Origin of the sequence: Pseudoalteromonas byunsanensis, assembly GCF_001854475.1 — a bacterium.
Lineage (GTDB): Bacteria > Pseudomonadota > Gammaproteobacteria > Enterobacterales > Alteromonadaceae > Pseudoalteromonas > Pseudoalteromonas byunsanensis.
Window position 1 is genome coordinate 25,707 of the sequence record NZ_MNAN01000007.1, and the last position, 21,884, is coordinate 47,590.

Sequence of the window (21,884 nt, forward strand, 5' to 3'; positions counted from 1 at the left end):
TATCCTTTTACATGAATTAAATTAGCCACCCCATGTGGCAACATTATATAAACACCATAAAAACACCACGTCAACAAAAAAGAAACAGACATTTCTAAGCCGTGCCCGTATCACTTGTATTTATTATTAAAACGATGGCTCTTTAAACTATACTTAGTATCTCGTAAACAATATCGCTCAGCGCAAATGGTAGCAAAGCAGTAACAGATATGGTTTGATTAAGGTTTGCGCATTACCAAGAAAAAGAACATACCATGCTTGAAAATTTATCTTTGAGGAAAAAAATCCTCCTACTCATAGGCGGCACCATTTCAGTGCTGTTGATTATTGCATCGAGCTATTTTGTGAACCACATTGCGACCTTGTCGCGACAGGGTGTTGAACGCGAAGCTCAAAGCTACCTATATGGCGAAAAACTCTCGATGGAGTCGTTTTTTGCTCAATACGGTAAACTGGTTAAGTCATTTATTACCAGCCCATATATGATTGCTTTTTTTGAGCAATACGATACCCGAGAAAGTGATCTATCCACACTGGAGGGTTATGAAGATATCAACAAGGATTTCATTCGTATTAGTAGCGGCGATGAAAATGTCTTATCTGCTTTCTTTGGCTCTGCAAAAACAGGTGAGTACTTTAAAGAAAATGAACGCACCTCCAAGTTCGCCGATGGAAATCCTTATTACGCCTACAAGCGAGGTTGGTGGCAAGACGCTCTAAATAACAATGATTTGTATGTTGGCACACCCACTGTTGATATCAATACCGGTGCTGTATCTGCAGTTGTACAACAGCCCGTACGTAACAGCAGTGGTGAATTAGTCGGGATTGGCGGGGTTGATCTACAAATTAATCGTATCAGTGCGTTAGTTGAAGACATTCGCTTTCATGATCAAGGTTATGGCTTCTTACTCGACAATAACTTTAAAGTTGTTCACTTATCAAAACAAACGGGACATGACCTCTCCATTACCGATGAGGGCCCCAATGGCAAAGAAGGTTTAGAGGCACTGGAACAACGCTTTGCTGATACCCACGGGTTTAGCCAACTTAATCAACAAATGCAAAGTAACAAATCTGGCACCTCTGTTGTTACATTAAAAGGTAAAGAATACTACGTCGTATTCAACACGGTGGAGCTGGAAACCCCAATTTTAGATTGGCGCCTCGGTATTCTCATTCCGGTGAGTTTGATTGAAGAACCGGTAGAGCAGGCTGTTATGACCACAATCACCTCAGTGGTTGTCATTCTTGCAATTGTGGTTGCCATGATCTGGTGGGCAACGCATATGATAGCCAAGCCCATTACTACATTGACGCTAACCATGCGTGATATAGCCTCGGGTGATGGTGATTTAACTCAACGTATTAATATCACTAGTCAAGATGAAGTGGGTCAGCTTGCCCATCATATGAATACTTTCATTGATAAACTACGTGCCATGATGCTTGATACAGCGGCTCAAGCTTCGCAGTTAGGAAATGCAGCCGCACAATTGAGTGATGTCTCAACAAGTACCAATTCTGAAATTCAACAAGAAAAAGAACAAGTAGATAGCGTTAGTGCTGCGGTAACTGAAATGGCCGCCACAGTGACGGAAATCTCCCGCAATGCACAAGAAACTAACCAAGCAGCTGAAACCGTGCAACGTATGACACAAGACGGTGCCACTCGTTCAAATCAAGCGCAACAAGTGATGACCGAGCTATCCGCACATATCGGTGAAGCGGCGAAAGTTGTTTCTGGCTTAGAGCAAGAAACCAGTAATATCGGTGCCGTCATTGACGTTATCAATGGCATTGCAGAGCAAACTAACCTGTTGGCACTGAATGCGGCTATTGAGGCTGCGCGCGCTGGTGAGCAGGGCCGTGGTTTCGCTGTTGTAGCCGATGAAGTACGCTCACTGGCAAGTCGCACACAAGAGTCTACCGATGATATTCGCAACATGATTTCGCGCTTACAGCAGATAGCTCAGCAAGCATCAAGTATGATGCAAAAAGGTCAGGAGCAGGCGCAAAGCACTGTAGAACAAACTCAAGGCGTGCTTGACTCACTACGAGAAATTGCCGATTCAGTAGTGACAGTACAAGATCAAAGTCATCAAATCGCCACATCAACCGAAGAACAAACGGTGGTGGCCGAAGACATTAACAACAGTCTCAATACCATTAATGATTTGGTCAACAGTACGGCTCATCATGCTCAAACACTAGCAAGCGAAGCCAAAGATTTGAATGACCTCGCTAAGGCCCTTAACGGTACGGTTAATCAATTTAAGCTCTAACCCCCTTCGTGATGTGCTCGAAAGAGCGCATCACATCCTTGCGGCAGATCAATACTCAGCATCATGCCTAGTCCTATACTAACACTCCCAACTTATGTGCGAAAAAGTGAGTGCTTAACGTGATTAATTTACCAACTTGGGATGATTCCCTGATAAAAAAGTATAATGTCTCTGGCCCCAGATATACTTCTTATCCAACTGCGTTGTCTCTACAGTCAGGTTATGATGTAGCGGCGCTACGTGCAGCAATTCAAGCTTCGAGTAGTCACTCACTGTCACTGTATGTTCATATCCCATTTTGTCATCAACTTTGCTACTACTGTGGTTGCAATAAGATAGTAACGCGCCATCAGCACAAGGCTGATACGTATTTAGATAATCTAGAGTTAGAGATAAAAGCGCAAGCACCACTGTTTGCACATTACCAAGTTGAACAGTTGCACTTAGGTGGTGGTACCCCCACCTTTTTGAGTCCAGCCCAAATGAGTCGCCTGCTTAGCATGCTGGAACAACATTTTACTTTTACGCCTAAGGCACAACGTAGCATAGAAATAGACCCTCGCTCATTGGCTAACAACATGCTTGAACACTTGAAGACCCTTGGCTTTAATCGTGTTTCATTTGGTGTCCAGGATTTTAATGATCAAGTGCAAGAGGCAGTGAATCGCCCTCAGCATATGGAAGATGTGATTGCATTACTAACACAAGCAAGAGAGCTAGGATTTAAGTCCATAAATGCTGATATGATCTACGGGCTCCCGCATCAAACTCCTGAAAGCTTCGCTCAAAGTATTGAAAAGCTCATCGCACTGAGTCCAGACAGAGTTTCTGTGTTTAACTATGCTCACTTACCCGATAAATTCGCAGCTCAGCGCAAATTAAAAGAAGCAGATATGCCTACTCCTGAGCAAAAGCTAACCATGTTTAAAAATACCCTCGCGCAAATGACGGCGGCAGGTTATCAATTTATTGGCATGGATCACTTTGCTAAAAAACAGGATGAACTGGCTATTGCACAACAGCACGGTAAGCTACATCGCAATTTTCAGGGTTACACCACTCATGGGGAGTGCGACTTACTGGGTCTGGGTGTCTCATCTATTTCACAAATAGGCAATGCTATTTTACAGAATGAAAAAGAACTCAAGGCTTATTATGATGCCGTAAACCAACAGGGGTTTGCCATTCACAAAGGCATGAAACTAAACGATGAAGACAAACTTAGAGCGGCGGTGATCAAGCAGCTGATCTGTCACTTCGAGTTAGATATCTCGCAATTTGAAGCAATACACAACCTAGATTTTAACAGCCACTTTGCGGATGCTCTGCGTGCCCTTGCACCACTGGCTGAAGATGGTTTAGTAGAGATAACTCCAAAAAAAATAACTGTAACTAGTAAAGGAAATCTGTTTATTCGGATCATCTGTATGTGCTTTGATGCTTACTTACAACAACAGTTAAAAACAGCACGTTTTTCGCGGGTCATTTAATGGACCCGCTCGTCTATCAGGACAATGGTGTTTATTTTCAGCGCAGGCTATTCTTCCATGGCTTCTTGTGCAGCTATTTTTGCGGCTATAAAGTCAACGTGAGCGACATATAAAAGCCCCGATATTTTACGAATGATATGATCTTCATGACTGTCTAAGTGACCGTCAGCGAATGCGACAAGCCAAAGTAACTCAATGATCTCGATACGTTCTATATCTGAAGTTTGACGATTTATTTGCTTAACAAATGCATATAAATCTATCGCGTGTTCAACATGCTGTTGGGCTTGGCTTAGCAGTCGTTCAACCTGTTGAGCCGCCAACTGACATCGACTAGTAAGTATGTCTCGAATTTTATCCTGTTCACTTGCCAACGTTTTACCATCAGCACGCATAACTTCAACCAATAATGCTGCAAGTGCAGTATTAAATTCAAGTTCCAGCGGCTTTGGAACCTGCGTTGTGGCGCTTTGTAATAACTTCTTCAGATGATTTAACAACGAGATAACCCTCTGTATGTTAGACTTAATTTGATTTAAAACTTATGGATCAAGCATACATGCTCTCAGAAAGGTTAAATAGCCATAATAACCAATATGTTACAAGTATATTGATTGTATCAAGTATACTGCTACTTAGTGCTTGTCAGCATACCAAAACAGAACAAGGTAAACCCGAAAAGCATTATGACTTTGATCATAAAGTTCACTATGAGCAAACTCAGTATAATAATGCACACTACTTATTACAGATAAAATCGGATAACTATCGGCATTTTTTGCAACAAAGTGTGTTTTTACTACGCCATAGCAAACGCTTATGCCAAGGGAGCACTGCGCAAATTACCTTGCAACAAGGGGTGCAGAGTCTTGAAAAGTTACCAACGTCACCAAGACCATACCAGCCAGATCTCATCGCAGAGGTGCGCTGTATCAAGTAATTTTCAATACGGCTGGTTATCAAATCAGTACGTTCCAGCCGTTTTGCAATGTCACTACTGTCTAAAGGAGTGAGCTTTCATTACATCAACTACAACATGTATAGTATCAACCCAAGCCTGACGTAATTCACTATCCCAATCATCACCTAAACCAACTTTCAGCGTATGTAATAAGGCGTTGCCGACCGGTGTAAAATCTTTTGCTTCTACCCCATAACCAACATGACGTTCAGCTAAGCCCTGAAGTACAGGTATCAGTTTTTCCAAGTCATCTAATCCCGCAACGGCCAGCTTCAATGTCGCCATAAGTTTTTGACCTTGGGATTTGATACTATGTTTGAACAATGGTTTTAACGCTGGATCGTATTCAAATAGGGTCGTATAGAAGATATCAGCAGCTTGCTCTGAGATGGGCTCTACTTTGGCGAAGCTACTTTGTACCAATTTTTTTTGTCTTTCTGTTATAGCCATGGCGCTTCCTTATACATGCAACGTCGAACCAGAACGACGCTTTAGTGACCACATAAAAATAGCCACTAAAACCCAGAAGCGCGAATTTAATTCCGATTATTCATCTTTGTATCCCCAAGGAGCAGCAGGTGGTTTAATCGGTTGTGTCAGGTCAAAGTCGACTCGAAACTCTCTGCCTTCGCGGACCATGCGGTAGCTAAAGCTGTCTTCATAAATAAACATTTGCCATGTGTTGCCGGCAGATTGCGGGATACCTTGGCGAACAAATAACTCTTTGGAATACTGATCTGCCGGAAACGACTGTACATTGTTGTATCCAGCATCAACTGTATGCCCTCCATACATGGTCGATGCATCATCACTACCATCTTGATGGCGGTGATCATGTTTTAAACTCAGACCGCTTCCTGTTTTACTGATTATCCAAGTTCGTGAAGCGTCATCACCGACATGAAACGGCACTTGTAATTGTTGCTCAGTACAATGACGCACGTGCATGATTAACTTTTTGTTCGCAAAGCTACTTGGACCTGAAGCGTTATCTACTGACACTTCTCCTTCAAATGCCTTACCGCAATGTTGAGCAATCTGATTGAAAAATGCGTCATGGGTCGCAATTGAAACCAATGGTGCGGGGCGAGAAAAAACTGTCATACTGGCCAAAGCCAGCGTACTAAGAGCAATATATTTCATTATCTAAGTGCCTAAAATAAAAAACCAAAGAGTAGCCAGCTCTTTGGTCTGTTGCAATCAAATACGTTTAAACTCGACGCTACTCTAACGCCATTACTGCCAAGGTCGCTGTGTTTTTAGCTGCTGTTCAAATGCATCTATTTGATTATTAAGCTGTTCAGTTTCACCAATAAAATCTAGGCCACTAAGTAACCGAGCTTTAATGTCTGGGCGTACTTCAAAGTCAATTGCATCAAAATACTGGCTGCGCAACTGCTGCTGTGCCAAGTCCACTTCCACTTGAATATCGTCATGCTTTTGAGTCAATTCAAAAAGCGCATCCAATGTACTGGCTGGCAGCGCAATACATAACATTTGATTGTTGCCACAGTTATTAAAGAAAATGTCAGCAAAGCTTTGCGCTAGGATAACCGTAAAGCCATATTGCTTGAGCGCCCATGGGGCATGCTCTCGAGAAGAACCACAACCAAAATTATCGCGTGTAAGTAGCACAGAAGCCCCTTTATAACACGCTCGGTTCAACACAAAGTCTGGATTTTCCTCACCACTATCTAAATAACGCCAATCATAAAATAACGCTTTGTCAAAGCCCTCGCGACTGGTCGATGTTAGAAATTGCTTAGGAATGATCTGATCCGTATCCACGTTGTTTTTGTCTAGTGGTGCCAATAACCCTTGGTGATAACAACTCATTAAGCTTGTCCTCGAATATCGGTAAAATAACCCGCAATGGCAGCAGCAGCCGCCATCGCTGGACTAACCAGGTGCGTTCGACCACCACGACCCTGTCGCCCTTCAAAGTTTCTGTTAGATGTTGACGCACAACGTTTACCCGCCTCAAGCCGGTCATCATTCATTGCCAAACACATTGAACAGCCCGGTTCGCGCCATTCAAAACCTGCGGCTTTAAAAATATCAGCTAACCCTTCTTGCTCAGCTTGTTGTTTCACCAAGCCTGAACCTGGCACAATCAGCGCTTCAACACCTTGAGCTACATGTTTACCTTTTACGATCTCGGCTGCCGCACGTAAGTCCTCTATACGGCTGTTGGTACAAGAACCAATAAACACCGTGTCAACTTTCGCATCCGACAGCTTTTGCCCCGCTGTAAGCCCCATATATTTTAGGGCATTGCGAATAGCATCCGCTTTTATCAAATCAGTTTCAAGATCTGGGTCTGGTACCACTTCATCAATACCAATCACCTGCTCAGGACTGGTTCCCCATGTCACCTGAGGCTGAATATCCGCAGCGTCCATTTCTACTACAAAATCAAACTGCGCGCCCTCGTCTGAATGGAAGGTTTTCCAATACTCTACGGCAGAAGTAAAATCTTCTCCTTGAGGCGCAAAGGGACGCCCTTTTAAATATTGAAACGTGATTTCGTCGGGCGCGATTAAACCAGCCTTAGCACCCATTTCAATACTCATGTTACACAGAGTCATCCGAGCTTCCATCGACAAGGCTTCTATCGCGCTACCACAAAATTCGGCAACATATCCGGTGCCCCCCGCAGTCCCCAATTTACCAATCACCGCCATAATGAGATCTTTCGCGGTGACCGTTGGACGAAGTAACCCATTAATTTGAATTTTCAGTGATTTGGCTTTTTTCTGTTGGAGGGTTTGAGTGGCCAGCACATGCTCTACTTCAGAAGTACCAATACCGTGAGCCAGTGCACCAAAAGCCCCATGAGTTGAGGTATGACTATCACCACAAACAATGGTTGTGCCAGGTAAAGTTATCCCCTGCTCAGGCCCCATAACATGCACAATTCCTTGATTAATCGAGTTCAAATCGTACAGAACTATGCCAAACTCTTCACAGTTTTGTGCCAACGCCATAAGCTGGTTTTTAGACACATCGCTTGCGGCATCTAACGAGCGACTTTTGGTCGATACGTTGTGATCCATGGTTGCAAAAGTTTTCTCAGGGCAACGTACCACACGGTTCTTCTCGCGCAGTCCAGCAAAGGCCTGTGGAGATGTCACCTCATGTACTAAATGCCTATCAATGTAAAGCAAATCGGTTTGTTCATTAATTTTCGCAACCACATGAGATTGCCAAATTTTGTCGTATAAGGTTTGTGCCACTTGCTACATCCTCAACTTCGCTGACCGCCTGACGAAGACTGTCAGCTCAAATTAACATTAAATTCTTGCGACGATTGCCTGAGCTACATCTTGTGTGGTGTAGCCAGCGCTTGGAAAAATATCAGGTGTGCCAATTCCAGATGCCACCGCTTCTGCAACCGCTTTTTCTATACTGCGTGCGGCTTCATCCTGACCAAGAGAATATCTGAGCATCAACGCCGCACTGAGAATTTGTGCGATAGGATTCGCAATGCCCTTGCCAGCGATATCAGGAGCTGAACCACCAGCAGGTTCATACAAGCCAAAACCTGATTGATTCAAACTCGCTGAAGGCAGCAACCCCATAGAGCCGGTGATCATGGCACATTCATCAGATAGAATGTCGCCAAATAAGTTGTCACATAGCAGCACATCAAATTGCTGCGGCTGCTTAACTAACTGCATCGCTGCGTTATCAACGTAAATATAATCAAGCTTTACTTCGGGATAGTCTTTGCTGACTTCCGTGACTACTTCACGCCATAATACGCTAGAAGCCAATACATTCGCTTTGTCTACAGATGTCACATGATTACTGCGTAACTTTGCCGCTTCAAATGCAAAGCGCGCAATGCGCTCAATTTCAGCTCTTGAATAACGTTGAGTGTCATAAGCTGACTCTTCCAATCCTGTACCTTCACGGCCTTTCTCACCGAAATAGATACCTCCTGTCAGCTCACGCACACATAAAATGTCAAAGCCTCGCTCGCTAATATCAGCACGCAGTGGTGATGCCTTGCTTAAAGCCGGGAGTAACTGCGCAGGACGTAGATTACAAAACAGACCAAAATGTTTTCTAAGCGGTAAAAGTGACGCTCGTTCTGGTTGCTGATCCGGTGGTAAGCCTTCCCACTTTGGGCCTCCTACAGAGCCAAACAAAATAGCATCAGCCGCTTCGCATGCTGCTAATGTTGCGCGCGGCAAGGCTTGACCAAACTCATCAATGGCGGCCCCACCAATGGCATGATGTTCACTCAACAGCGTAAAATTAAACTTGTCACTTACCGCATCGAGTACACTCAGCGCTGCTGACATCACTTCAGGGCCAATGCCATCTCCTGCGAGTACGGCAACTTGGTAACTTGTTTGGCTCATCCTGCTTTCCTTTGTTGTTTTAAACTAGAGACTTTTTGCGCTCTATCAATTAGATTGTAAACGCGGATCATCGCCCGCACTGAGGCTTCAACAATATCGGCGGCAAGACCCGCACCGTGATACTGTCGACCATTGTATTTAGCAATAATGTCAACTTGGCCAAGTGAACTTGCCCCTTGTCCTGTCGCATCTAAGTTATACTCAATCACTTCGACAGCCATGCCTGTGATACGCTCAATCGCCAAAAATGACGCCTCAACAGGACCATTTCCAGTAGCCGCTTCTTGTTTTGATTGTTCACCTACGGTCATACCGATAGTAGAGCTGGCCACAGACTGTGAATTAGAGGTGGAATTGACGAATTCCAACTTGTAGTGATCTTCGTCATCATTGATCTGGTTAAAATAAATCATGGCTTCCAGATCATAGTCATACACAGTTCCCTTTTGATCGGCTAACACCAGAAAGCTTTCGTACAAGCTGTCCATATCATAGTCAGACTTTTGATAACCCAGCTCGGTTAAACGGTGCTCAATAACATGTCGCCCCGAACGCGAAGTCATGTTCAATTGGTTATTTGGTACACCGACGCTTTCTGGTGACATGATTTCATAGGTATTTTGGGCTTTTAAAACACCATCTTGATGGATGCCGGAACTGTGAGCAAAAGCATTCTCACCCACAATCGCCTTGTTTGGCTGCACGGCCATGTTACAAATTTTTGCGACCTGACGAGAGGCACGGTAGATTTCTTCGCTGTGGATGTCGGTACGTACTTTTAAGTGGTCTTGACGCATTTTCATGATCATTGCCACTTCTTCTAGTGAACAGTTACCTGCTCGTTCACCAATGCCATTGACGGTACACTCAATTTGTCTAGCCCCCGCTTGCACCGCAGCAATGGAGTTGGCTACCGCCAAGCCTAAGTCGTTATGACAATGCACACTTAAACGCGCTTTATCAATATTGGGCACATTGTTCATCAAATGATGGATCATCGCAGCGTATTCATCCGGAGTCACATAACCCACCGTGTCCGGCAAATTAATGGTCGATGCCCCCGCATTAATCGCTGATTCAACGATACGACATAAGTCACCATATGGTGTGCGACCTGCATCTTCACAAGAAAACTCGACATCATCGGTATATTTCCTCGCCAGCTTAATAGACTTCACCGCCATAGCAGTCGCATCATCCAAGCTCATTCTCAATTTATGCTCAAGATGCAGTGGACTGGTGGCGATAAATGTATGGATTCTGCCTCGTTGTGCAGGTTTGAGTGCTTCACCGCACGCTTCTATGTCCTTGCTGATAGCACGCGCCAAACCACAGATTATGGGATTACGCACCTCTGTGGCGATACGCTGTACCGCTCTAAAATCCGCAGGACTCGAAACTGGAAAGCCAACCTCCATTACATCGACATTCAAACGGCTTATGGCATGTGCTAACTGCAATTTATCATCTTCGGTTAGGCTTGCTTTTAAAGCTTGCTCACCATCACGCAACGTAGTATCAAAAATCCAGACTTTATCCTGCATTACTTATTCCTCATCCCCAAAAATAAAAAAACCCCGCAATGTGCGGGGTTCAAAGTAGTTGCTCAATTACGCGCACTACACCCCACTCTCACAGTTAATCAGTAAGAGGTTAAGCAGTAGTGACAAAAGCGTGATTTTATTCATTGAGCATAATCGTCCTGTTGATGGATTGGCTATGTTTTAACATGGGAAACAAATCCAGATCAAGCATAAAAATTCCACGAAACATTAAATATTGAGACAGAAAAAGAAAAACAAAGCCAAAAAAACACAAAAAGCCACAAAATTAATTCACCATTACACTCCTAATGCAGAAATTAACTAGAGCTTAAGGTATTACTGAGTAAATTTGTTAAATGAAATTTTTCTCAAAATCACACTAAATAAACACAACAGCAGTATAAAACAAAGCGGTCCACCACTGCTGTCAGCATCATCAGTAGGTTGTTCTGGTTCTGCCGTGTTATCACTGTCATCTTGTTCAGTGACAGTAACATGTACACTTTGCTCAGAAATAAGCGTTTGTTCAAACTTCGCTTGGAGGGTAATTTGATATGAACCGACTTGTTCTGGCGTAAAAATAAACTGACTTCCCTGATAACTAGCGCCATTGGATAGAAGCCAGTAATACTGTAGATCCAACTCTGCTTTAGCATTCAAGTCAACGAGATAGGTCAAATCCTGCCGAGTCTTTCCAGTGCTTGGTCCAAGGATATTTATAGCCGACACGTTAGGGGTGATCAGATCAACAACTTTGATTTTTTCGGCGATTTGTTTACCATTTTGGTAAGTCAGTTTTCGCACCTGGTAGATGCCAGGCTTTTGATACTGATGTAACGGCTGTGCTTCGTGAGAATAGCTTCCATCTCCAAAGTCCCAAAAGTACTGTTCAGAGGCATTGTCTGCGGCACTCCCATGCCAAGACAAAAACATACAGAATGGGACGACTATCATCCATAATTGCTTAAACACTTAATTACTCCTTATCTACATTGAGGTTGGTTAGGGTCCGCAAAACAGCTAGACCGCAAAACTTCCATTTCCTCTAAATTAACCTTTGCCGCATCGAATTGCGCTTGGGCATCTGGTTGTTCATCCTCAGTTGCTACGGCTAAAAATGCTTCTGCGCGCTGCACATCTCGCACAGCTTTGCCATAGCGTTCATCAATAGCTAACCATACATCCGAATACTGTTCGCTACTTTGCATACCTTGTAGCGATGACAGTTCATAATGACCCGAATCTTGATAGGATTCTATCATGATGCTTCGAGTTATTTTTGGCAAATTATTCAGCTCCGAACTTAACGGACCACCAAAGGTATAATCCGCCAGCTTTTGTAATGTATCTAAACATGGCGTGATATTATTGCCTCGGCAATGTTTCGGGTTATTTGCCATAAGCTGCTCTAACCCAGCTGGTAATGCACCATTGGAGTTAGCATCTATCGACAATACCGCGTTAGCCGCAAACTTTTCGATTTCTTTTATCTTGGTTTTAGTTTTCTTGAAAAACAGCACTCTGATTTTGATCTTGGTCACAAACTTTTTGTAATCTTCTTCCGTGCGAAAATGTAACCGCGCATTTAGAAATAAGTCTCTACCATACCTAACCTGATAGACAAAATCGTTCCCACAGGATAGATCTTCGTATCCGGCAACCACTTGACGCTCTTCCAGTGCGCTGTATCCTTGCTCCAACTTCAAATGCAGTTGTGATGTCAAACTCAAGGTATCGGTCGCATTTCGATGTGTCATGGATGTCGATACGCTACCGGCAATAATGAATAGATTAACGCCACCGTGCAGTTCACCAAATGTACGTCTGCGAATTTGCGTTTCATTCTGACGTTGTAAGTAATCTAACTCCCCTGAACTTACCGGCGTATGAACAACCGTTCCAGTTAAACATTTGTCACCAACTTTATGAGTTTGCACAGCAAATGATTTTCCCAAGTCCTGCTCAGAAAATAGTTCGCTGTAGTATCGCTGCGCCGATGCGCCTACACTGAAACACACTAGCGCCCCATACAGTATCGCTCTCATATTCACTCCTTGAAAGAGCCAAAACGCATACACGTTCTGGCTCATAATGGTATTAACCCGCGTTAAACGCACTGCCATAGGTACTCAAAGCAGCTTCACATAAACGCCAATTCAAAACACCTCTGGCTGGTGCACTTGCATCAATAAATGTAGGTGCCCATCTCATGTTACGATACTTAACGCTTTCATCTTCAATCACTGCGCCTGAACGAACAGCTTCTTGGCGTGCAATTTCACACTGTTTCCAGTCAAGACGATCCGATTGCGGTAACTGTAGCTTGGTTGCATCATAATTTGCAGGACACGTTTTTCCGCGACGTATACAGTCATCTTTCATCTTCTGAAGTTCATCTTCACATGATGTACCAAATGGATTGTCCCTACAGAACTTAGCTGCGTTGTACAGGAACCAAGCATTGTCATAGGCAAGATCTTTTATTTGCTCCACTGAAGTGCGCTGTTCTTCTGGCAAATACGCGTAGTAACTAGTGAGTAAGTTAGTCGCACGCTGCTCATCTAGTACAGCCTGTTTGAATTCATCTTCAAGCTCAGTGATCAACCACTTAGTGGCATTACGAATAGTAAGATACTCTGGTACCAGTGGACGTAATGCTAACGACGAGCTGTCATAACGAGTGGTGTAATAACGCACTACGTTGTAGTCACTTAACGTATTCAACTGACTTCTAAAGCCGTCTTTGGCATATTTAACGGCTTCATAAAACATATCGAAACACGGCTTAGGATTATCCAAAGAACAGGTAATAATGTTGTTTGGAATAATTGTTAGTAGCTGCTTAGGATCACCACCATGCTGGATTGCACGCACGGTAATTTTTACTGATGATTTAGTGTCATCTTGTAAATACTTCAGCTGACCGCCGACATTAAATACGCCGCCATATAGGTCTACATCCAAGTAACCGCCAATTTCAGATTTATCACGGTTGCTACCGTAATCGATCTTAAGGTTAACCATAATGTTTGCGCCGTATTCAATTGCCGACACGAATTCATCACCCGCTAACTGCTGCAACTTTGCCTGATGATTTGTTGCAATATCGCTACCCGCTTGCGATAGGGTATAACCTACATTGCTATCTTCAGGTAAAAACAGTCTCTTTTTTGGAGTGCTGCTTGCACTGAATGTATAGGAGCTTGAGTAAGTACTTGATGCCATCTCCTTCGCCAAGCTCGCTCCAGCAGAGACGCGCACAACGGGGAAGTTTACATCAATATCAACACTACCATTTAACGTGCTTAGTAGATCGTCATAGCTCATATCAATGCCAGTTTTAAATTTCAGTTCGGTATTGCCAAACGTTTCATCAATACGCCCTGCTACAGGTTGTACATTTAAGAATCGCTTTAGCTGGCTGTCATAAGCCGTACCAATCGCAACATGATCATTGATTAGACCAGAGATTGTTGAGCCTGTGTTTGCTGCTTTAATGTCATTCGCTACTGCCGCCGAGCTGCTAAGTCCAAGCAGTAACATGTATGAGTAAATAGGTTTCATTGCTTTGTCCTTAACGAATTGTCACCAAATAATCTTCCACTTCACCGTACAAGGTGCGCTTACAGGCATCATCTGAGCCACCACCAGCATCACTGGCAACGCGCATCAGAGTCACCCCTTCTGGGGCATCTGTCGGTACATCAAAAGTGAACTGAAACGGTGCATCAGAAGCCGACTTATAGACGATTTCATTTGCGCCAAGTTGACCATCTTGGTTCCAATCAATCCACACTCTTAGTGCAACATAAGATGGGTATTCAGGCTCTTTGTTGCCCGGTGTTACGGACATCTTGACGGTGCGACCCGCTGGTAGGGTAATGACTTTACCTGACACCGCCGTGTAATCATGGCTAAGTGACTCATGTACAAAGTCTTCCACTGTCACTTTCTCAATCCATTCCCATTCATTATCAAAGCTCTTATTAGCGCAGTACTCATGAGTAAGTTGAGTTGTTTGTAATGCTACGGGAACATATTCAGGCGGCATTGTGCTGCAAGCTTCAGCTTCGCTGTTACCCGCCTGCCAACCATATGGATTGGTGAAATCGCTATTTGCGAATGTCAAATATTGCGCCTTGTTTGGAGTTAACCACAGCGCCTTTAGCTGATTGAGCTTTTGCTCTTTAGGAACAATGTCTGTGGTGTTATACATCTGTTCCCAGATTTCCACTAACAAACCATCGTAACATTTAGCCAGCCACTCAAAGCGACCTTCAGCCTGAGATACGGTGAGTAAGTCACCCAGTTCATTATAATTTGCTTGCTGCGCTACATCTTCGTTAGCGTGTCCATGCATTGCAACCCCCATCATTGAGGCTGCGACGAATACGAATTTATTCATTGTTATGTCCTTACTTTAATACATCACTGTAGACGCTGTAATCACGGTAGTAAGCCATGTTGGCAGCTTCATAATCAATACAGTAGTTTCCTTCTGGATTAGCCTCACAGTAATCCACCATGTCTGCAAACAGGTTGGCGTTATTGCGGCTGAAAGATTCGATCTCACTTAATTGATCTAACTGCTCTGTTGTAAATTGCGCGGCATAATAACGCTGAAGGTTTTTCGCTCTACGATATGTTAAGCGCTCTTCAATCCAACGTGCGGTAAGCTCTTTTACCACTAGCTTGGTTAGATAATTTGCCTGTACGTAGCCCGTGTCTGGTACTAATTGTTGAAGGCCTGGACCTGCGTCCGTGTAATCACTGATGTAGGTTTCTGTAACGTTGTAGTCATCCAGAGAATCAAACTGATTGATGTAATCTTGTTTGAGGTAATTAACCGCAGCTTCAAACAAGTTGAAGCATGGCTCTGGGTTAAGCAACGTACACTGCATGATGCCGTTTGGAATAATGCTTAATAGGCGGTTAGGATCACCACCACTTTGATAGCCACTGATGGTAATTTTGACCGATTGACGCTTTTCATCATCAATCTTCTGTAATTGGCCATCAACTTTGACTTTACCTATCCAATCAACGCTCAAATAGCCACCAATTGCACGTTTATCCTGCTCATCTCGATAATCAATTTTCATATTAATCACGACGTTTGAGCCATACGCGAAACCAGCAACAAAGCCTTCACCTAAGTTGTTTGCTTTGTTACCAGGCTGAGCGTTTGCTAAGTCAATAGCGGCTTGTGTTGGTTGGAAGCCACTAGCCGACGATGGCATGAGAATTCTAGATTTAGGCTTAACAGACGAATACACCGTATAGGTTCCTGTGTATTTGTCAGCACTAATGTCTTTTGCATAGTTAGCCCCAGCATCAACACGAACCGCTGGAAATTTAAAGCCGATATCTACTTTACCATCGATCAGTTTCAATGCCTGCTCGTAGGCCAAGTCTACGCCTACACGAAAGTCGATATTGGTATTACCCAAGTGCTCAGCTTCCGTGCCCAACACAGATTGTAAACCTAGATACGAATCTCCCGCTCGCTTATAAGCAGTACCCAAAGGAACTGCGTCAATCATTTCTGCCATTTGGGCATTTTGCTTACTTTGCGGATCATCTTGCTTATCTAGGAAGTCGTAGGGGTTCTGCGCTGCATGACTTGATGTCGCAAATAATGCGCACATAATGCCGCTATAAATAAAAGTTTTCATATTTTCACTCCGTGATATGGCCCCGAAGGGCCAGTCCAACTTATCGTTTACTATTTAGGTAATCTTTGTGCCAACTCTCTGGCAGACGGATAAGCACATCTTGTTCAGTTTCAACGATTTCTTTGAACTCGTTAGCGCTTTGTGTTGCTAAATCACCAACCTGAACACTGTTTGCAAACATGCTGAACGTTTCATTCACACGATGCTTAGGATCATCTTTAGTACGACCAAGTTTGAGGTTATATACTGCGTCATTGTATTTCACACGCTCAACCTTAGTGATGAAGCCGAAGCCGCCATGCATCTGAATTTGATCAGCCACTTTGATATCTTTCGCCCATACTGGCTGACCTGCTTGTGTGATCACTGGGTGAGATTCTGTCAACAATAACGTTTTACCTTCACGCGTTGTTAGTTTCACCATAGGGATCGCTTCAACACCAATTGAGATGTCTTTGATTTCAAGTGGCAAGCGAATATTAGGACTGTACTGACTAGCACCTAATACGGTGTCGCCTACGCTAAGTTTTTCGATCGGCATTTCTGAGCCGTCAGGTAGTAGGATCATGCTGCCCTTCGCCAAACAGCTATACACGATTTGCATTGGAGGGTGATCTAAGTCTTCCCAAGTCCCCATTCCTGTTGAACCCACAACGATAGTTTCGATTCTTGGCGCTGAACCTGGGCGAGGTTCGTTAGCAACCGCAATGTTCATGATCCAGTTTGCATCTTGGTAACGGCCATACAGTGTTGCATCGCCAAATACACCTTCATTGCGAGTAATGTTCCAGTGCAACCTAGTCAATGTACGAGTGCGATAAGGGATATATTCAACTTCGATACGATCAGCAAAGAAGTTGGCAATTTCGCTGTAAGGATTACCCGCAATTTCTGTTGCGCCGCCACCCTCTTTTGTTTGAATAAAGATGTTTGAACCACGCTCTGCCTCAGTTGGTTTTACTATCTTCTCACCAACTTCTAACGACAACGAACCATCCGTATTTTCTACGACATTAAGTTCCGTCCAGTCTGGGCGGTAAATCGTTTTCACTTTACCCATGATCACGTACTCACCAATGAATGGTACTTTTAACTTCATGTCACCATTTGGCGTATTAGACGGATAAATATTTTCATAGTCACAGTCACCATAGTTTCTGTTCAAACATACGATGATCTTTGGCTCTTCCTCTGTACCAGTCGCAATATCCGCTGGGTGAGTGACATTTGAACCAATTGGAATGCTAGGAGTTGGCATTTCAGCAAACGTGCCAATACTGGCAGTTGACTGAAGCTCTGACTGGCTCATGAGCGTTTCATCAGGTTCAATGTAACCTAACACCGCAAGTAATGTGTCTCGTGGATATTCTACTTTTGTGTTTCTGTCTTCAATTACTTCATTGCCGTTGGCATCTTCATATACCACAGTAACCCAAGCGTCAGCATAAACACGCTCCGCTTTTTTGATAGACTCAATGGCGCTCTCTACTTTAACCGCAGAATAGATAGATTTGCGTTTTTGCTCTGGGCCATCACCGAAGAACTCAGCATAACGTGGCAAAGTGATCGAACGACCATTTTGATCCACCAGCGTAATATCAATGAACGTATAGTTAGTCGGTACTCGCTCACTGTTAAGTGCTGATACAACTAGGTATTTTTCAGTTGTTCCCGGTAATGTTGCGACTTCAAAACCCATGTGCTTGAAGAAAGAACATACATTCGAAGGGTGAGTATTACAATTTTCAGAAGTCGCACTATAGCTCAATTTATCCGCATTGGATAACTCAACCTTTTCACCTTGATAAAGCTGCTTATCAATTAGGTTATACAGGTGTGGACGGTTCTTTTTGGTTAAACCGTATTTAGCCAAGCGTGACTTTAAACGATTGCTTTGAGCTTTATTCATCAAGTTCGATGTAGCGTATGATGTAGGCTCGCCTTTTACATGAGCCTGCTCAACATTAATCGGATTAACAGGATGAGATACAGAGGTCTGAGCTAGCGCTGAACTTGCCCCAAGCGCCAAAGCTATTGATAAGCTTAAGATTTTCATCGGTATTCCTTTTGTTTATATTTGTTGATCATATTTTTTGAGCGCGCGCTCAGGAGTCCCATGTATCCTATACATGGGAACCCTTACTGCGATTTATAAAAATGATTACTGAATAAACAGTTTTAGGTCGGTAACTTCGCCATATCGGAAGTCCTTGCATCCATCAGAGCCAAGTGCATAACTGGGTAGCTCTTCCAGTTTGGCTCTGAGTATCGTATCGCCCTTAACAATTTCGCTAGCATTGAGCGCTATAGACTGACTTGCTTTGATGCGACATGTCCATGTTCGATATGAGCAGGTTTTTGTGTAGTTCCAAGTCGGGTTAGAAATGTTGTTTTCACCCGCTTCGAATATGCCATTTTGGTTTTTGTCCAACCAGATGGTGAAACGCAAGTTCTCGTTCACGTTTTCTAAGTACCAGTTGGCAGTGCCCCAAGCTATTGAGTTGCTCTGAATATCAATATTCAGTTCATTACCTGTATTGAATCTCAAGTTAGTATCGATTTCATCGTAACCCTCAGCGTTATATCCTGATGCAGGGTTATCAAAGCTATAGCTCAATCCACCAGCGCGAATAGAAAGCTTATCAACAAAAAACGCCGCAGGATCTCCTTGTGGTATCACTTTTGAAGTACAACTTGGTACTGGAACAACAACTGTTTGCGTAGTTTCCTCGGAGGTATTAGTCCCATCGTTATAGGTTACCTTCAGTGTTACATCATAGCTTTTGCCCGCTTGTGAATAAGTAACCACTCCAGGGTTTTCATCGCCAGATGTTTTGCCTGCTTCACCAAATTGCCAGAAGTAACTTGGCAGACGAGCGCTATTAACGGTGGAGATATTAGTAAATTTAACTTGGTTTCCTTCCAACACTTCGTAGCTGAAATCAGCCGCTAAAGGTAGCTCTGGCGTTTCAATATTGACTTTAACATCGAATGCCTGTGCGCCTCTTGCGTACCCACATGTATCATAGAACGCATAATCAGTCCCAACAGCCACACGAATGAGGCTTACACCATCGGAGATGCTATCTGGTACATTGAAGGTTACCGTGCCAGTAGTCAAAGTTTGATTATCTACCACCATTTCTTCTGCACTGAAAACGCCATTACGGTCAACATCAACTAAAACGGTCACTTTTTTATTGATGACGCTATCGCCCAACTCAATGCTATGCTGGTTATTTCTGTTAAGGGTAAGGGTATTGTCCAACAAGCTTTGGTAGGCCTGTTCAGCCAACGTAAACTGCTGCTCATTGATGGCTACTGATGTTGTATGAACACTGGCAGGGCTAAACTGTGGACCACAAGAGGCTTTAACCTCGCGACTATAGAAGTGGTTATAACCGTGTAATACGTCACCATTTGTTTTCTGAACTTGCAGATTTAAACGCAGTAGCTTGCCGGGCAGTACTTGCAACTCCCTTTGCAAAAACGGGTAAATCGCTGTGCCACTGCTGCGCTGCCATGTTTCAGGAGCCACATCTGTGTCACCCCAATCGACCATTATCGATTCAATGCTATCAGCTTGGGTAGCACTTAAATCATAACTGACTGTGTCGTATTTAATTTCGCTACCAAAATCCAATGTTGTTAAATCAGAGGATTGCGCAACGATGCCCACAGAATGTAGTGTTTCATCGATTTGCTTACGTACCTCTTGAGCACTACTTAGGTGTGCAAAGCTGTCCGCTTGCTCCAACAAACAGTAGCCCGCATCTTCAACCTTTGCACCCGCAAAGAAACAGTTGACGTTAGCCTTAAGAAACAATTTAAAGGCATCTTGAATAGACCACCCTTGTCTTTTCACCAGCTCATAGAACGCTTTTCTCAGTACACCTGCGGTTGCATAGATTGACTGGCCCGCTTCGTAATCTTTAAAGTGGTCAATACTTTTCCCATCCCACGATGGCATCTCAAAGAATCTCGTTCCAGAACCTTGGTAGAGTACATCCCAGCCATACCACCATTTGCGGTTTGCACCGTAACCGCTGTTATCATCGCGAGTCCAATCCAAATAAGGGGTCGTTGCGGTAAAGTTACCTGAAGCATGTAGAGACAAGTAGTCTAATAACGCCACGCTAGCCATATCAGAAAATGCTTCGTTAATAGCCCCGTCTTGGCCATTCGCGCCTAAACCACTGTTCCAGTAAGTGATTGCGTGACTGGCTTCATGGGCAACAATACTCAATGTGGTATGGTAGTAGTGAGTCGCACCATAGTTGCCTGTGCCATAGTTTACGAACTCATTATCCCAACTAGCCTGAATATTGCCAAAACTATTGTTACCGACTTTTTGTTTCAACTGACGTAAACAATAACTACCAGACTGACAGTCTGGGTCTTGGTTAAATAACTCTTTGAGTAATGTGTGGTAATACTGCATGACCAAACCGCCGTTAAAATGGGCGTCATTCACACCTGAATAGCTGAAATAATTTAGGTATGAGTCATCTATCGTATTTTTATCAAAATTCTCATTTCCAGTGGAACAAGTATAGCTAGCCGCTTCAGTTTGATTACTCATATAATCAATAGTTTGTACGTATGGGTTTTCTAAGAAGCATGTGTCATTGGACTTTGTCACGACAAAGGGATAACCTGAGAATTCGCTAAAGATAGCGCTGTCTGTATCATTAAAAACCAATTCCTGCGGCTTGTCGGTATTGCTATCAAATTGATACTGCAAACAGCTTGTCATGCTATTGGGTGAAGGCGAGTAACATATACCACCTAACTTTTCGTTACCACCAATACCACCACCAGAGACAAGCGTATCATTGGCTAATCCATTTAGAGCATTTTCTCTTTTGAGTGTTTTTAACGTTTCAGCATCCAACACATAATGATGAATCTTGTCAGCATGTTTGGCCCGCACTTGAAGTACCGGTTTGAGCTCGTCAAAAACCAATTGATATGCTCTGTCAACGCTGACACTTGCATCGTCTAATTGTAATTGAGAAACCACTTGCTGTTTAAGTGCTAAATCACTTTGATGAAAACGCTTCGGAACCGTTATTTGTTCATGCTGTTCGGCAACGATTATTTGGCCCAAGCCTTGAGTAACTTTACCCTGCTCGTCCTTAATCACGACAAAGCGGCTATCCAGTACAGGCCACTGGCCGACATATACTTGATAGTGTAAAAAGCGCTGTTTAGTACCCTTAGCACTTAAAAGCTCATAACGCAGCTTTGCTGCATCAAGGCGTGCATTGGCTATTTGTAAGCCTTCATTTGTTGAGGATTGGAACTTAAGCAAGGGCCAATTTTGACTTTGATTTGCTAGCGGGTACTGCTGGGCAGCTTGAGCACTGCCAACTACACAAACAACACCACTTACAAATAAAGCTGTAAGCTTGTTCATATCTACTCCTTGAAACGAAATGTTGTGATTTCCTTAATCACACCATTCATTGAATTATTGTCGGGTTTAGAGTAATACATCGAACTTTACAATTAAATAACAATAAAGTGCGAAGTTGTTTACCTTATTCCCACAACTTT

General features: G+C 43.5%; 17 protein-coding genes. 3 read left to right on the top strand and 14 right to left on the bottom strand.

The features are described from left to right. Positions 1 to 254: 254 nt before the first annotated feature. Together BIW53_RS00510 and hemN are read left to right on the top strand one after the other, a co-directional pair. Complete coding sequence (locus tag BIW53_RS00510) at positions 255 to 2,285, top strand: methyl-accepting chemotaxis protein (protein ID WP_070989594.1); 2,031 nt, start codon at positions 255 to 257, stop codon at positions 2,283 to 2,285. Positions 2,286 to 2,404: 119 nt separating this feature from the next. Beyond that, complete coding sequence (gene hemN / locus BIW53_RS00515; protein WP_070989596.1) at positions 2,405 to 3,775, top strand: oxygen-independent coproporphyrinogen III oxidase; 1,371 nt, start codon at positions 2,405 to 2,407, stop codon at positions 3,773 to 3,775. A gap of 47 nt (positions 3,776 to 3,822) precedes the next feature. Here hemN and BIW53_RS00520 read toward each other — a convergent pair whose 3' ends face one another. Next, positions 3,823 to 4,275 (bottom strand): tellurite resistance TerB family protein, encoded by a 453-nt coding sequence (locus BIW53_RS00520; protein WP_070989598.1) that lies wholly within the window; start codon positions 4,273 to 4,275, stop codon positions 3,823 to 3,825. 59 nt (positions 4,276 to 4,334) lie between these two features. On the opposite strand from BIW53_RS00520, the gene BIW53_RS00525 reads away from it, so the two are divergent. Beyond that, positions 4,335 to 4,715 (top strand): hypothetical protein, encoded by a 381-nt coding sequence (locus tag BIW53_RS00525; protein ID WP_070989600.1) that lies wholly within the window; start codon positions 4,335 to 4,337, stop codon positions 4,713 to 4,715. Positions 4,716 to 4,769: 54 nt separating this feature from the next. Here BIW53_RS00525 and BIW53_RS00530 read toward each other — a convergent pair whose 3' ends face one another. The 13 genes from BIW53_RS00530 to BIW53_RS00590 form a co-directional block, all read right to left on the bottom strand. Then, the gene (locus BIW53_RS00530) at positions 4,770 to 5,186 is read right to left on the bottom strand and encodes a globin family protein (RefSeq protein WP_070989602.1); all 417 of its coding nucleotides are present in this window, start codon (positions 5,184 to 5,186) and stop codon (positions 4,770 to 4,772) included. Positions 5,187 to 5,282: 96 nt separating this feature from the next. Next, positions 5,283 to 5,879 (bottom strand): hypothetical protein, encoded by a 597-nt coding sequence (locus BIW53_RS00535; protein ID WP_070989604.1) that lies wholly within the window; start codon positions 5,877 to 5,879, stop codon positions 5,283 to 5,285. A gap of 93 nt (positions 5,880 to 5,972) precedes the next feature. After that, entirely contained in the window at positions 5,973 to 6,572 is a 600-nt protein-coding gene (leuD, locus tag BIW53_RS00540; protein ID WP_070989606.1) for a 3-isopropylmalate dehydratase small subunit, read from the bottom strand. Continuing rightward, positions 6,572 to 7,972: a 3-isopropylmalate dehydratase large subunit gene (gene leuC, locus BIW53_RS00545; RefSeq protein ID WP_070989608.1), complete on the bottom strand. Its 1,401-nt coding sequence runs from the start codon at positions 7,970 to 7,972 to the stop codon at positions 6,572 to 6,574. The genes leuD and leuC overlap by 1 nt, the downstream gene beginning before the upstream one ends. Before the next feature lie 57 nt (positions 7,973 to 8,029). Beyond that, positions 8,030 to 9,106 (bottom strand): 3-isopropylmalate dehydrogenase, encoded by a 1,077-nt coding sequence (leuB, locus tag BIW53_RS00550; RefSeq protein WP_070989610.1) that lies wholly within the window; start codon positions 9,104 to 9,106, stop codon positions 8,030 to 8,032. Then, positions 9,103 to 10,650 carry a 2-isopropylmalate synthase gene (leuA, locus tag BIW53_RS00555; RefSeq protein WP_070989612.1) on the bottom strand — a complete coding sequence of 516 codons (1,548 nt, stop codon included), beginning with the start codon at positions 10,648 to 10,650 and terminating at the stop codon, positions 9,103 to 9,105. Before leuA ends, leuB begins: the two co-directional genes overlap by 4 nt. 336 nt (positions 10,651 to 10,986) lie before the next feature. Beyond that, positions 10,987 to 11,622 carry a PKD domain-containing protein gene (locus tag BIW53_RS00560; protein ID WP_070989614.1) on the bottom strand — a complete coding sequence of 212 codons (636 nt, stop codon included), beginning with the start codon at positions 11,620 to 11,622 and terminating at the stop codon, positions 10,987 to 10,989. Positions 11,623 to 11,633: 11 nt separating this feature from the next. After that, positions 11,634 to 12,695 carry a hypothetical protein gene (locus BIW53_RS00565; protein WP_070989615.1) on the bottom strand — a complete coding sequence of 354 codons (1,062 nt, stop codon included), beginning with the start codon at positions 12,693 to 12,695 and terminating at the stop codon, positions 11,634 to 11,636. A 52-nt stretch (positions 12,696 to 12,747) separates the two neighbouring features. Next, the gene (locus BIW53_RS00570) at positions 12,748 to 14,214 is read right to left on the bottom strand and encodes an internalin (protein ID WP_070989617.1); all 1,467 of its coding nucleotides are present in this window, start codon (positions 14,212 to 14,214) and stop codon (positions 12,748 to 12,750) included. Between the two features lie 10 nt (positions 14,215 to 14,224). Further along, complete coding sequence (locus BIW53_RS00575) at positions 14,225 to 15,055, bottom strand: GEVED domain-containing protein (RefSeq protein ID WP_070989619.1); 831 nt, start codon at positions 15,053 to 15,055, stop codon at positions 14,225 to 14,227. Between the two features lie 10 nt (positions 15,056 to 15,065). After that, entirely contained in the window at positions 15,066 to 16,325 is a 1,260-nt protein-coding gene (locus tag BIW53_RS00580; RefSeq protein WP_070989621.1) for a hypothetical protein, read from the bottom strand. Between the two features lie 40 nt (positions 16,326 to 16,365). Next, a complete protein-coding gene (locus tag BIW53_RS00585) occupies positions 16,366 to 18,381 on the bottom strand; it encodes a Hint domain-containing protein (protein ID WP_070989623.1) in 2,016 nt (671 codons plus the stop codon). A gap of 105 nt (positions 18,382 to 18,486) precedes the next feature. Then, positions 18,487 to 21,744 carry a M4 family metallopeptidase gene (locus tag BIW53_RS00590; RefSeq protein WP_070989625.1) on the bottom strand — a complete coding sequence of 1,086 codons (3,258 nt, stop codon included), beginning with the start codon at positions 21,742 to 21,744 and terminating at the stop codon, positions 18,487 to 18,489. Positions 21,745 to 21,884 lie beyond the last annotated feature (140 nt).